The sequence below is a fragment of the Sorangium sp. So ce381 genome (assembly GCF_051473845.1).
GTDB lineage: Bacteria > Myxococcota_A > Polyangia > Polyangiales > Polyangiaceae > Sorangium > Sorangium atrum.
In genome coordinates this window covers 6,096,480-6,109,236 of sequence record NZ_CP150336.1, presented here as the reverse complement: position 1 = coordinate 6,109,236, position 12,757 = coordinate 6,096,480, and the positions used below count along the sequence as shown (strand labels likewise).

The 12,757-nt window shown below is 73.9% G+C and carries 7 protein-coding genes; 3 read left to right on the top strand and 4 right to left on the bottom strand.

Annotated elements, in window-relative coordinates; all coding sequences use genetic code 11:
* Nucleotides 1-272 precede the first annotated feature (272 nt).
* From WMF29_RS22675 to rph, 4 genes are read right to left on the bottom strand one after another with little or no spacing between them, the layout of a single operon-like run.
* On the bottom strand, nt 273-1,163 hold the full coding sequence (locus WMF29_RS22675) for a hypothetical protein (RefSeq protein ID WP_437330833.1): 891 nt from the start codon (nt 1,161-1,163) through the stop codon (nt 273-275).
* A complete protein-coding gene (locus WMF29_RS22670; protein WP_437330832.1) occupies nt 1,160-1,732 on the bottom strand; it encodes an RNA polymerase sigma factor in 573 nt (190 codons plus the stop codon). Before WMF29_RS22670 ends, WMF29_RS22675 begins: the two co-directional genes overlap by 4 nt.
* A 57-nt stretch (nt 1,733-1,789) precedes the next feature.
* Entirely contained in the window at nt 1,790-2,878 is a 1,089-nt protein-coding gene (locus tag WMF29_RS22665) for a hypothetical protein (protein WP_437330831.1), read from the bottom strand.
* Nucleotides 2,875-5,487 (bottom strand): rifamycin-inactivating phosphotransferase, encoded by a 2,613-nt coding sequence (gene rph, locus WMF29_RS22660; RefSeq protein ID WP_437330830.1) that lies wholly within the window; start codon nt 5,485-5,487, stop codon nt 2,875-2,877. Before rph ends, WMF29_RS22665 begins: the two co-directional genes overlap by 4 nt.
* 208 nt (nt 5,488-5,695) lie before the next feature.
* Between rph and WMF29_RS22655 the strand changes: the two genes are divergently transcribed.
* The 3 genes from WMF29_RS22655 to WMF29_RS22645 all read left to right on the top strand — a co-directional run bounded on the left by WMF29_RS22655 (nt 5,696) and on the right by WMF29_RS22645 (nt 12,696).
* A complete protein-coding gene (locus WMF29_RS22655) occupies nt 5,696-9,730 on the top strand; it encodes a protein kinase domain-containing protein (RefSeq protein ID WP_437330829.1) in 4,035 nt (1,344 codons plus the stop codon).
* Nucleotides 9,731-9,945: 215 nt separating this feature from the next.
* Nucleotides 9,946-11,220, top strand: a complete 1,275-nt coding sequence (locus WMF29_RS22650; RefSeq protein ID WP_437330828.1) for a hypothetical protein — start codon at nt 9,946-9,948, stop codon at nt 11,218-11,220.
* Between the two features lie 96 nt (nt 11,221-11,316).
* Nucleotides 11,317-12,696 carry a serine/threonine-protein kinase gene (locus WMF29_RS22645; protein WP_437330827.1) on the top strand — a complete coding sequence of 460 codons (1,380 nt, stop codon included), beginning with the start codon at nt 11,317-11,319 and terminating at the stop codon, nt 12,694-12,696.
* The last annotated feature ends 61 nt before the right edge of the window (nt 12,697-12,757 follow it).

Here is a 12,757-nt window from a genome sequence, read left to right as displayed (position 1 = left end):
GCCGCCCGTGCCCGTCGCGGTGCTGGCGCCCGGCGGGGAGCCGCCCGTGCCCGTCGCGGCGCCGGGACCATCACCCTCTCTGGGCTCTTCGCCAATCTGGAGCTCGATCCCGCAGCCGCCGAGGAGCGGCGAAGTCGCCGCGAGCGAGGCGAGAAGGAAGAGGTTCGCGGCGCGCCGCGGGAACGAGGCGCGCGAGGAAAAGCGACTCGACATGGGGGTTCTCCGTCGAAAGGACCGCATCGTGCGGTCACCTGGTACGTGGAGAGATCGGCTCAATCTTTTGGAGAGGATCCATCGAGGCCGAGCGATTCGAGCCTGCCGCGGTACGCGGAGCCGGGGAACCGCTCGAGCAGGCTCGCGGCGCGGGCGCGCGCCTCGGCCGCGCGGCCGAGGGCGAGCAGGGCGCGGATGGCGATGATCTCGCGCTCTTGAGCGAGCGCGCCGGTGGGGAAGCGCCGCGCGTGCTCGACCGTGAGCGCGAGGGACGAACCAGCGTCGGTGGCGAGCGCGTCCTGCGCGCGATGGAGCAGCTGGACCTCGGTCTCGGCGGAGCCGGCGGAAGGCGGGCCCGCGCTCGCGGGAGCGTCGCCGCTCGGCGCGCCCGGCGAGGGGATCGCCGCCCCGCCGGCGCGTGGCGCGGCGGTGCTCGCGCGCGGGAGGAGCTCGTCGCGCGGCGCGGCCGCGCTCGAGGGCGCATGCGCCGCGCCGCGGCCCGCCTCCGATCCGGCGTGTCCGGCGCCGTCGTGCCCGGCGCCGTCGAAGCCGGGCTCCGCGAGCCGCGGGGGAGTCGGCGTGGGCGCGGCGGCGCTCGGCCCGGAGGCGGTCGCGATGGCGCTGGGCGCGGCGTCGCGCGGCGCCGTGGCAGCGTCGCGCCACCACACGCCCCCCACGACGCCGAGCCCGAGGAGCGCGCCGAGGAGCGCGCTGGAGGCCACGGAAGGCCCCGCGGCGGCCGCGGTGAGGTGCCCGGGCGCGGGTGGAGGCGGCGGGGGCGGCGAGGCGCCCGGCGGCGGGAGCGGCCCGAGCGGGAGGCGCGCGGCGAGGCGGGCCAGGTCGGAAGGCCCGGGGAGCTCGCGCCGACCCGCGCGCAGGACGGCGCGCACGGCGTCGGTCGTGTCCGAGGACGCATCGACGAGCCGCGGCGGATCCTTCAATTTGCTCAAGGCATCCTCCTCCCGGCCGTGGTGCGCCGCAGGGCAGCCTCGACCACGCGGCGCGCCGCGTAGAGCCGCGCGTACGCCGTCTGGAGCGGGCAGCCCACCGCCTCCGCGACCTCCGTCATCGGCAGCTCCTCCAGCTCGAACAGCACGAACACCGCGCGTTTGTCGTCGTCCAGCGTCTGGACGCACGCGTCGAGGAGCGCGCGCGCCTCACGGTCCTCGAGCGCCCCGTGCTGATCCTCGAGCGCTTCCTGGTCGGGCAGCTCGGCGCGCGCGGACTCGCGGCGCCGGTGGGCGCGCTTGCGGTAGTCGGCCGCGACCCGGATGCAGATGCCGTAGATCCAGGTCTGGACCGACGATCGCCCCTCGAAGCTCGCGAGGCGCCGGTGGACGATCATGAAGACCTCCTGGCAGACGTCCTCCGCGTCGGCCTCATGGACGCCGAGCCGCCGCAGCGCGCGCCAGACGAACGGGGCGTGTTCGAAGAAGAGCTGCTCGAAGGACGGGACCGGGCCTCCCGGCGCGGAGATCGCGCGCGGCCGGCGTTCGCGCGCGGTGGCGAGCAGGGACATGCGCTGGGGTGAGTGGACGCGCGGCGGACGCGTTTTGAAAGAATCGACGCGGCCCGGTCAAGGCAGCTCGAGGCCGAGGCCGAGGTCCAGGAGCGCCGATACCGGCGACACCTGGAAGATCTCGCGCCGCGCCCCCGCCGCATCGGTGTAAAAATAGACGTCCTGCACGATCGGCACCGCGATCCCGAGCCCGACGGCCCCGAACAGCGGCCCCACGAAGCGCCGCCGCACGCGCGTGTCGAGGCTCAGATCGAGCACGAGCCGCTCGTGGCGGAACCTGCTCGGCACCGCGAGCCCCTCGACGCGCAGCGATCCGAGCATCGCGCCAGCGCAGCCCGAGAGCGCCGTCCCGCCGCGCGCGATCTCGATGGGGCACACGGACAGCCTCCCGTAGGCGAGCGAGAACGCCGGCGATCCGGGCGCCTCGCGGACGTCCGGGCTCGCCCACAGCGCGCCGCCCAGCTCGAAGCCCGGCCCGCGCGGCGGCGTTGCGTGCGCGCGCACCCCGACCCCGACGCCCGCGGGCCCGGGCACGAGCCCGAGCCCGCCCACGGCCTCCACCGCGCCTCCCACCCGCCAGGCGGCGCTCGGCGCCGCTGGAGCAGGCGGACACGCCGGAAGCGGGGCAGCCGCCTTTGCGGTAGGGGGCAGCGGGGCGGGCCGCTCCGCCGGGGGCAGCGGGGCGGGCCGCTCCGCCGCGCCCGGCGCTCCCCCGCCGGCGCTCGCGGCCGGGCTGCCGGCGGCGCGGGGGAGCACGAGCGAGGCGTCGGGGTCGACGAGCAACGCGATCACGAGCTCGAGCTGATCGTCGATCGCCCGACAATCGACCTGATCGGCCTCGATCTCCCGCGACCCGATCGCCGTCCCACCCGCGTCGAACACCCGGATCGTCGCCCGCCAGCCGCCGGCCCCCTGCGAGCGCTCGATCCGCCCCTCGATCGTCACCTCGCCGAGGGTGGGCGGCACGAACGCGACCCGCCCGAGCCGCCGCTCCACGGCGAGCGCGAGCGTCCGCGCGTCGATGCACGCCTCGGCCCCGGGCATCCGCACCCACGCGAGCGATGAGGTGCGCGGTCCCGCATCGGCAGGACGATCGAAGGTGCCCAGCGCGGCCCCGACGAGGAGCGCGAGCGCCGCGGATCTCATGTCAGGATCTCGACATACCCGTCCGTTCCATGCACGCGGATGCGCTGTCCATCCCGGATCAACCTGGTCGCATTCTCCACGCCGACGACGGCCGGCAAGCCGTATTCCCGGGCGATCACCGCGCCATGGGTCATCAGGCCCCCCACCTCGGTCACGAGGCCCTTGATGGACACGAACAAGGGCGTCCAGCTGGGGTCGGTGAAGGGGGTGACCAGGATGTCCCCCGCCTCCAGCTCCGCATCGGCCATGTCCAGGAGGACGCGGGCTCGTCCCTCGACGACGCCCGACGAGACCGCCAGGCCGACGATCGCTCCGGCGGGGAGATCGGCTCGTTTGTGCGCAGCTGCCACGACTTCCCCGTCGGACGTGATGACGAGCGGCGGCGACAGCTTCTTGTGGAGCTCGTGTTCCGCTCTCCGTTTGCCGACGAGCCGGTCGTCCAGCCGATGGGTGCGCACGACCTCGCGGAGCTCGTCGAACGTGAGGTAGTAGATGTCTTCGGCGTCGTGGATCACGCCGGCCTGCACGAGCCGCTCGGCTTCTCGCAGCAAGGCCTGCTTGTAAACGAAGTAGCGATTGACGAGGCCGTACTTCGGATACTCGCGATAGCCGATGAAGCTCCGGAGCCGGTCGATCATCCGCTGGGCCTCGCTGGCCTTCTGCTCCCCGTCCGGCAGCTGCCTCAACCGGTCGAGCAGCGCTCGCGCTCGCTCCAAGGCCTCCCGCCGCCCCTGCTCGAACTTCCGCTTGCCGGCATGAGGCTCGAAGTTCTTGATGTTGCTCAGGATCAAGGGGACCAGGGTCGCTGGCTCCTCGCTCCAGCGGGCCCTCGTGATGTCGATTTCCCCCGCACATCGCATACCGTATCTGTCGAGGTAAGCCTGGATGGCGTCCCGGGCCTCCTTGCCGCCGTCGAGCTCGACCAGCTCATCCAGGAAGCCATCGTGCTTCACGTTCTGCAGATGAGCGACGACGTCCGGATAAGGACGGATCACGTCGGCGACATCCAGCAGCGCCAGGCCCATCTCCGACGTGATGTTGTTCGACACGGACTGGGAGAGCGTATCGGCGACGCTCTTCTCGCCGAGCCACGCCATCATCTTCTCGTTGATCCACGATGAAGCGTTCATGCCCGCCATGATCACGCCCATGCTCTGCGGACCGAACATGGCCACGCTCCGTCGCTGGATGTCCTCCTGGATGAAGTCGAACAACGCCGTTCCGGTCTTGGTCCGGATGTCGCGCTTCAGCTCCGCCAGCGCGGCCTGGGTGCGCTCGATCAGCTCCGCGACGATCGCCGGGTCGTCATCGATCTGCGCGTCGAAGTGCCCCGGCGCCTGCTTGCCCTGTCCGGGGCGCGAGGCCGTCGGCTCGTCGGGCAAGGGCTCGATGAAGTCTCCCCGCTCGATGAGCGCCGAGAGGGCGTCCCTGAGGGGCGGATGGGAGCGCCCCAGGAGATCCAGCAGGGCGTCCCGGCTGGCCGGTGAGGCCAGCTGCTTCGTGGGATCGACGAACAACCTGCCGCCCGCCGCGAGCATGCGGCCACCCGAGGTCAGCTGGAACAAGGACAGCCCCAGGGGCTTCATCGCGTCGGTCATCATCTGTTGATGGCCGACGGAGATGTAGACGTGGTTGCCTCGATCACCGGCTTCGGGGATGGGGTACAGGGTCGTGATCGGCCGGCTCTGGACGATGTGGAGCTCCTCCTCGACCAGGCACCACTCGATGTCCTGGGGGTGGCCGAAATGCCCTTCGATCTGCCGGCCCAGGCGCTCGATCCGAAGGATCTGCGCGTCCGTCAGCACCTGCCCGTCCTGCCGCTCGGGCTCGATCGCCCGCTCTTCGGTGCCGCCCTCCTCCAGGGCACGCGTGGCCAGCGTCTTTCTGGCGATCGCCTTCTCGATGACCTGGCCGTTCCGCACCTTGTAGCGATCGGCGCTGGCCAGGCCGGCGACGAGGGCCTCCCCCAGGCCGAAGCCAGCCTCGATCGACGACACCTTCCGGTTCGAGGTGACGGGATCGGCCGTGAAGACGATCCCGGCTGCCTGCGGGAAGACCATCTTCTGCACCACCACCGCCATGTGGACCTTGCGGTGATCGAAGCCATGCTGGATCCGGTAAATCACCGCCCGCTCGGTGAAGAGCGATGCCCAGCACCGGCGGACGTGCTGCAAGATCGCCTGCGTCCCGATGACGTTCAGGTACGTATCCTGCTGGCCCGCGAAGGAAGCCCCCGGCAGATCCTCCGCCGTCGCGCTGGACCGTACGGCGTAGGCGTCGCCCGCGCCAAGCCCCGAAAGAACCTGGGTGAGCGCCTCTTGCAGGTCCTCGGGGATGGCCGTCCCTTCGATGATCCGGCGCAGCTCGCCGCTGAGCTCCCGGATCCCGTCCCGGTCCTCCGCCGCGAGCGACGACAACCGATCGAGCAACCCGCCGATCGACGGCGCTCCTCCCATGATCCGCTGGAAGGCCTCGGTCGTGACGCAAAAGCCAGGGGGCACGCGGATCCCCTCGATCCTGGTGAGCTCCCCCAGGTTCGCGCCCTTGCCCCCGACCAACTTGGCCTTCGTTCGATCGACCTCCTGGAGACCAAGCACAAAGGTCCGCATCCGTTCACCTCCATCTGAGCGTCAGCAGCTCGTTCGCCTCGACGGATCGTCACGCCCCCTCCGCCGAAGCGCGCCACTATAACGCGAACCAGGATGGGCTCTACCGGACGAAACCCCTGGATGGCGACCTCTTCGGGTCGGCGGGAGGCATCCATGCTTCCGGCGGCTCGACGCGCGCAGTAGCATCGCCCCGGAGGAAACCCCTCGGATGCGCTGCACCCTCTGTCACCGCAGGATCGGTGTCGTCGCGGGGTGCCCCCTGCACGGCGGCACGGCCGCGAGCGCCGCGAAGGAAGAGCCCGGGGCGGGGGAGGTCGTGCCCCGGGTCCCGGGGTTCGATGGGCTCCGCCTCCTCGACGAGGGCGGCTTCGCCCGCGTGTTCGCGGCCTCGCGGCGCGAGGACGGCCTCGCGGTGGCGCTCAAGATCGCGCGCCATCGAGGCGATCCGCGGTTCTCGCGCGAGGCGGCGGCGCTCCGCCGGGTCGGTCCGCCCGCGGTGCCGCGGCTGCTCGGGGAGGGCGAGATGGAAGGAGGCTTTCCTTATCTCGTCCTCGAGCTCCTCGACGGCGAGACGCTGGCGCGATGGATGGAGGCGCTCCCCGGGGCGGGCGCCGCCGCGCCGGCGGAGGCCATGCGGCTCGTCGACGCGATCGGCGCCGCGGTCGACACGGTGCACGCGGCCGGCGTCGTCCACCGGGATCTGAAGCCGGAGAACGTGATGCTGCGGCGGATGGGGGGGCCGGAGGTCGCTCTCCTCGATCTCGGGCTCGCGCGGCCGGGGGCGAACGGCGCGGTGGAGGAGGGGAGCGAGGTCACGCACACGGGGCTCCGGCTCGGCAGCGTGCTGTACATGGCCCCGGAGCAGTGCCTCGACGCGCGCGACGTCGACGGCCGCGCGGACCTGTACGCGCTCGGGATCGTCGCCTTCGAGCTGCTCACAGGGCGGCCGCCCTTCGCCGGGGACGCGTCGGCTGTCGTGCACGCGCACGTCTCCCAGCGCCCGCCCCGGCCGTCGGAGATCGCGCCCGTGCCCCGGGGCGCCGACGAGGTGCTGCTGCGCGCGCTGGCCAAGGCGCGGGAGGAGCGCTTCGGGTCGGCGCGCGCCTTCTGCGAGGCGCTGCGGGCGGCGCTCGCGGCCGTCACGGCCCCCTCGCCGCGCCACGCGGTCGATCCGGGGCTCCAGACAGCCGCCTCGCCCCTCCAGGGGGCCGCGGCGAGCGGGCGCGCCCCGCCGCGGCGGAGCCCCGTCGCGCTCGTCGCGGTGCGCGGCAACGCGCCGATGGACCGCGTCGTCGGCGTCGCATCCCCCTTCGGCGGGCGGCTCGCCAGGGTGCAGGACGGCCTCTACGTCATCGCCTTTCCCGGGCCGGCCCGCCTGCGCGCGCGCGCCGCTTTCCAGGCGGCCCAGCGGCTCGTCGCGTCGCTGGACGACGTGACCTCGGCGGCGGTGCACGTCGCCGAGCTCCACGCGCGCGAGGGCGCGGGCGGGATGGTGTTCGCCGGGGCCGCGCTCGCGCGGCCCGCCGACTTCTGGCCTCCCGGCGCGCCGGATCCGGTGGTGGTCACCCCCGAGGCCGCCGCCCTCCTCGACGAGGGTGCCGAGGCCGCCAAGGAGGGCGCCGAGGCCACCCCGAGCGCGAGCTCCGCCGCGCTGGACACCCCGGCGCTCGCGCTGCCGCTCCGCGGGCGGGACGATCTCGTCGCCGAGGTCGTCGCGCACGCGCGCGGGGCGTTTCGCGACGGCGTGCCGCTCCTCTTCACGCTGCTCGGCGAGGTCGGCCACGGCAAGACGCGCCTCTGCGAGGCGGTGACCGCGGCGCTCTCCGCCGAGCCGGGCGCGCGCGCGATCGCGGTCGCGGCGAGGCCGCCCGACCTCGCCGAGCCGGCCGGGCTCGCCCGCGCGCTGCTCCGCGCCTGCCTCGGCGTCGACCCCGGCGCGGCGGCGGACTCCCTCCGCGACGCCTGCGTCGCGCGGCTCGGCCCCGAGCTCGGCCTCGCCTCGTGGTCCGCCGTCGCGTTCGCGCTCGACGCCCTGCCCGAGACCGATCCCGCCGTCGCGGCCATGCTCGCCGCGCCCGGCGCGCTCCGCCAGACGCTCGCCCGGGCCGCCGGCGAGGCGCTCCAGCGGCTCGCGCGGGAGCGCCCGCTCGCGCTGGTCGTCGACGACGCGCAGTGGGGCGACCAGGGCGGCCTCGACGCGATCGAGATCGCGACCCTCGCGGGCGCGCGCGCGCCGCTCGCCGTCATCGTGGCGGCGCACCCCGCGCTGGCCGCCGCGCGCCCGCTCCTCGGCGAGCGGGCGGCGCGCGCCCGGCAACGGACGCTCCCTCCGCTGGACGCCGACGCCGCGCGCGCGTTGCTCCTCGACCGGCTGCACCCGGTCGAGTTCGCGCCGGAGCCGGTCGTCGCGAGCCTGCTCGGCGCCGCGCAGGGGGTCCCGCTCTTCGTCGTCGACCTGGCCGCCGCGCTCCGGCAGGCGGGCGCCATCAGAAAGGCGCGCGGCGGCCCGGGGTGGTACCTCGCCGGCGACGAGATCTCGCGGGGCGAGGCCGCGCCGGTCATGAGCGGCCTCGCGCGGCGCGCGCTCGCCGGCTTGCCGCCGCCGCTCGCCGAGCTCGCGGAGGTCTGCGCCCTCGCGGGTGACGAGCTCGCGATCGACGAGATCGGAAAGCTCCTTGACGAAGCGGCGCGCGAGCGCGCGGTCGACGCGTGCGCGGATCTCGACCCCGGCGTCGGCCTGTCGCGGCTCCTGCGCCGCGGATTGCTGCGCGCCGCCGACGGGGGGCGGCTCGCGTTCGCGCACCCGCTGCTCCGCCGGGCGATCGAGGCGGAGGTGCCCGCGGCGAAGCGGCGGCGGCTGCACGGGATCGCGCTCCAGGGGCTGCTCGCGGCGCCCAGGGAGGGCGGCGCGGCGCTCGCCAGGATCGCGCGCCACGCGGCGGCGGCGGGCGCGCACGCCGAGGCGGCGGCGGCTTGCTTCGAGCTCGCCGAGGAGGCGCGGCGGCGGCACCTCTACGTCGACGCCGAGCGGCACTACACAGCGGCCCTCGCGGCGCTCGAGGAGACCGAGCGCGCGGGCGCGGCGCCTGCGGAGGCCACGGCGGCGCTCCGAGGCCGCGTGAGCCGGGGCGCGGCCCTCGCGGGCCGGGGCAAGGTTCGTTATCGCATCCAGCGCTTCGACGACGCCGCGGACGACCTCCGCGGCGCGCGGGCCATCGCCGAGGCTTCCGGGGACGCCGCCGCGGTCGCCGATCTGCTCCTCGAAGAGGCGACCATCCTGGACTGGTGCGACGACTTCGCCGGCTCGCAGGCCCTCGTGGACCGCGCGGTGCCCCTCCTGGAGCGGCGCGCGGATCCCGGCCTCGACGTGCGCTGCGACGTGGCCCTCGGGCGCGGGCACTTCCGCCGGCAAGAGCTCGAGGACGCCATCGCGCGCCTCGCGCCCGCGGCGAGGCGCGCCGAGGCGCTCGGCGACCACGAGAGCCAGGTGATCGCCCTGCTGCTGCTCGCGCCCGCGCTGGTCTACGCCGGCCGGCTCGAGGAGGCCGAGGCCCGGTTCGACGAGATCATCGCGCGCTGCGAGCGCGTGGGCGACCGCCTGCACCTCGGCGGCGCCTACCAGAACCGGCTGACGATCCGGTTGATGCGCGAGGACCCGGAGGGCGCCGTGAACGACCTCAGGACCGCGGTCGCGCTGGCGCGCGAGCTCGGCAACGCGTACCTCGAGCGCGGCCCGGCCCATAACCTCGCCGAGCTGCTCTACTGGGGCGGCGAGCTCGCCGAGGCGCTGCCCCTCGCGCTCCGCGCCCTCGAGCTCCAGCAGCGGTTCTTCGAGGCGAGCGCCATGCCGGACTACGCGCTGCTCGTCGCGCGGATCCAGTGCGCGCGCGGCGAGCTCGCCGACGCGAGGCGCCACCTCGACTGGGTGCGGACCCGCTGCGATCTCGGCGCCGCCCCGCCGGTCACGCGGGTCCTGGTCCGCCTGTGCGCGCAGGTCGTGGAGGGCGCGGGCGCGCCGGCGGAGGCGTGGGCGGCGCTCGTCGCCGAGGTGCGGGAGGCCGCGCTCCTCAGCGAGCACATCGAGGTCCTCTGCTTCGCCGCGGCCGCCGCGCTGGAGAGCGGCAGGCGCGAGGACGCCCGCGGCTTCCTCGGAGAGGCGACGCAGAAGACCTGGGGAACACGGTTCTGGAAGGGGCGGCTCTCGCGCCTCTCGGCGCAGCTCGACGGGCACGAGCTCCCGTGAGCGGCCTCCCGACACCCTCTGTCGCCGCCCAGGCGACAGGCCCCCGCCGGCTGTCGCGGCGCGCGCCACATCGCGCCCGGCCCACGCAGAGGAGAGCGCGCGTTTCCGGGGCCGATCGGCGTGGCGCGAGGCGTGCTTTGACGTGGACGTGCAGCTGACGTGTCCAAGACCTGCTTTAGACGTGCTTCCGACTCGATGACCGGAAAGGGGCAACGATGAATCGACGAACGGCTTGTCTCGGAGTGGCCACCCTGTCGCTGACCGCGGGCATCGTGCTCGCGGCCGGCGCCACGAGCGCGAACAGCGCGGTCCCCGTGCCGCTCATGGTGATCGCCAACCACCTGACGCTCGACCACCTGGGCCACAACCTGCTGACGACCAACCGGCAGAGCCTTCTGGCGCTCGACCGCAATCCGCTGACGACCGCGTCGTTCGCCGCCGGCCCCCTCCATGACGCCCTGCTCGACCCCTGGGCGCGCGATGTGATGAAGGATCTCGTCGAGTGTGCCCTCGCCACGAAACAGCGCGTCGAGTGGACCCCGCCGGCGTACGAGGGAGCATGGGCCCCGACGGCGGAGGAGCGCGCTGCGCGCGCGCAGCCCGACAGCCCTCTCTCTTATTCCGGATCCATGGGGCTCTGCCCTGCGTGGGCTGATCCGCTGTGGCCCGAGCGGGACAAGGCGCATAACGCCATGAGGGCGAGCTGCCAGGAGCTGGTCTCGGCCTGCCTGCTCGCCAAGAACAACGCCTTCGGCGTGCGGGTCAATATCTCGGCTCGCGGACGTGTGCCCTCGGACAAGCCAGGGACGACCAGGATGCTCCAGGTGGATGCGGCGGAGAAGACGAATTATCCCTGGCGGGAGGGCGCGTTCTTCGGCAACCTCTTCAATGCGAGCGCGCTCAACACCGATTTCGAGGTCACGCTGGTCGCGGGCAAGATCGTCCGACCGAGCCTGACCACAGCGCACCTCGACGATATGATCTACAAGGAGGCGTTCGTCTGTCATCCGCAAGAGCACGCCGCGGGCCCGCAGTACGACGACACCATTTACATGCAGCGGCGCGTGTGCGCCAGATCCACGGGGGGAGGTCAGCCGGGGTGCCTCGCGAAGCATGTCGGCGCGTGCCAGAGCTACGCGGCTAGCGTGCCCGGGGCTGCAGAGATGGGGCGCGCAAACGTCTGCGAGGGAGCGCCGGTCGACGGGACGTACACGGGCCCCTGCACCGGCGAAGCCGGCGACGCCAAGCGGTGGATGAACCCCGTGACCGTGTACCTGCGCGAGCCGTGTGACGTCTTCGGCCCCAAGGGGTGCCAGGAGCTCAACGAGAACGGCTCGGGCCCGGTCGCCGTTCGCAGGCCGCCCATCATCGCCAGGCAGCCGCCGGATCCCATCATTCGCGTCCCCAAGGGGGACCCTCCTCCCACGGATGGTCTTCCCGCCCAGCGCAAGGCCGTTCCGACGCAGCTCAGCGGGCCGACGAAGCCGTGAGATTGCCGTCCGGCGGTCGCCCGGCCGGAGCCGCGCTCGGAAGCGCCACCGTGGGGCTTGCGCTCTCGGGCCAGCTGCTGCGATCTCGGCGATGCAGTGACCGCACCGACCCGATCCCTCGATCCCGCCTCCACCCTCCTCGACGAGGAGCCGGGCGCGCCCGATGACCTCGCTCCCGGCACCCTCGCCGGGGAATTCCTTGTGGAGGCGGCGCGGAGCCACGGGGGCTTCGCCGTGGTCTACCTGGCCACGCAGATCGGGACGGGCCGGCCCGTCGCGCTCAAGGTCCTCCGGCGCCGGCTCGCCGCAAGTACGCGTATCCTTGAGCGATTTCAGCAAGAGGCCGCGGCCCTCCGGGGCCTCGCGCACCCGCACATCGTGGCGAGCGTCGGCGTGGGCGACCTGCCGGACGGCAGGCCCTACATCGCGATGGAATGGATCGAGGGCCGCACGCTGAAGCAGGAGCTCCGCGCGCGCGGCGCGTTCTCGGCCGCGGAGGCGCTCGCCGTGCTCGAGGAGGTCGGCGGCGCGCTCTCCGCCGCGCACGCGGTGGGCATCGTCCACCGCGACGTCAAGGCGCAGAACGTCATGGCGATCCCGAGGGACGGGTGGTTCACGACGCGGCTCGTCGACTTCGGGATCGCCAAGCTGCTGGAGCCCGAGCGGCTCGGCCGCGGGCCGATCTTCACGCAGAGCAGCGTGCTCGGGACGCCAGGCAGCATGGCCCCCGAGCAGATCGCCGGCCGCCCCGTCGACGCGCGGACTGACGTCTACGCGCTCGGCCTCTTGCTCTACGAGCTGCTCACCGGGCAGCCCGCGTTCCACGCCGACAACATCGTCGAGCTCGAGGAGCTCCAGCTCTTCGCGCCGCCGCCCCGGGCGGGCGATCTCGTGACCGTGCCGCGGGCCTTCGACGCCGCGATCGCGCGCTGCCTCGAGAAGTCGCCGGACGCGCGCTACCCGGGCGTCGCCGAGCTCCTCGCGGATCTCCGCGCGGCGCTGCTCGCCGCGAGGGACGAGGCCCGCGTCTGCCCGGCGGCGGCGCTGCACGTCGCGGTGCAGATCGAGGGAGAGGAAGAGCTCGACGAGGCGGCCTTCGACGACGCTGAGGCGGTGCTCGCGGCGGCGCGGCGCGCCGTGGCCGGGGCGGGCCTGGTCACGCTGGTCGACGGCGGCGGGGTGCTGGTCGGCGCGACGACGCTCCCCGGCGATCCGGAGGGCAGCCGCGCCGCCCGGGCCCGGCTGGTCGGGGCGGTGCGCGCGCTCGATGCGACCCTCGCGTCGCGGCCGCGGCCGAGCCCTGCGGTCCAGGTCGCGCTGGTGCTGCACGCCGCGCCGGCGACGGTCACGGGCCCGGACGGGCGGGAGCGGGTCGCGGGGGGAGAGCTCTTGCGCCTCAATGAATGGACGGCAGGGCATCCCGGGCGCGGCCTCGTCATCACGAGAGCCGTGCGCGCGGGGGTCGACGAGGGCTAGCCGGCTGCGTGAGGGCGCCTGTTTGAGATTTCAATTCAGGCCGGCGGCGGCCGAGGGCGAT

Bases quoted from the DNA above. Each gene is read 5' to 3' on its own strand.
- WMF29_RS22670 (WP_437330832.1), bottom strand. From the start codon at position 1,732: ATGTCCCTGCTCGCCACCGCGCGCGAACGCCGGCCGCGCGCGATCTCC.
- WMF29_RS22665 (WP_437330831.1), bottom strand. From the start codon at position 2,878: ATGAGATCCGCGGCGCTCGCGCTCCTCGTCGGGGCCGCGCTGGGCACC.
- rph (WP_437330830.1), bottom strand. From the start codon at position 5,487: ATGCGGACCTTTGTGCTTGGTCTCCAGGAGGTCGATCGAACGAAGGCC.
- WMF29_RS22655 (WP_437330829.1), top strand. From the start codon at position 5,696: ATGCGCTGCACCCTCTGTCACCGCAGGATCGGTGTCGTCGCGGGGTGC.
- WMF29_RS22650 (WP_437330828.1), top strand. From the start codon at position 9,946: ATGAATCGACGAACGGCTTGTCTCGGAGTGGCCACCCTGTCGCTGACC.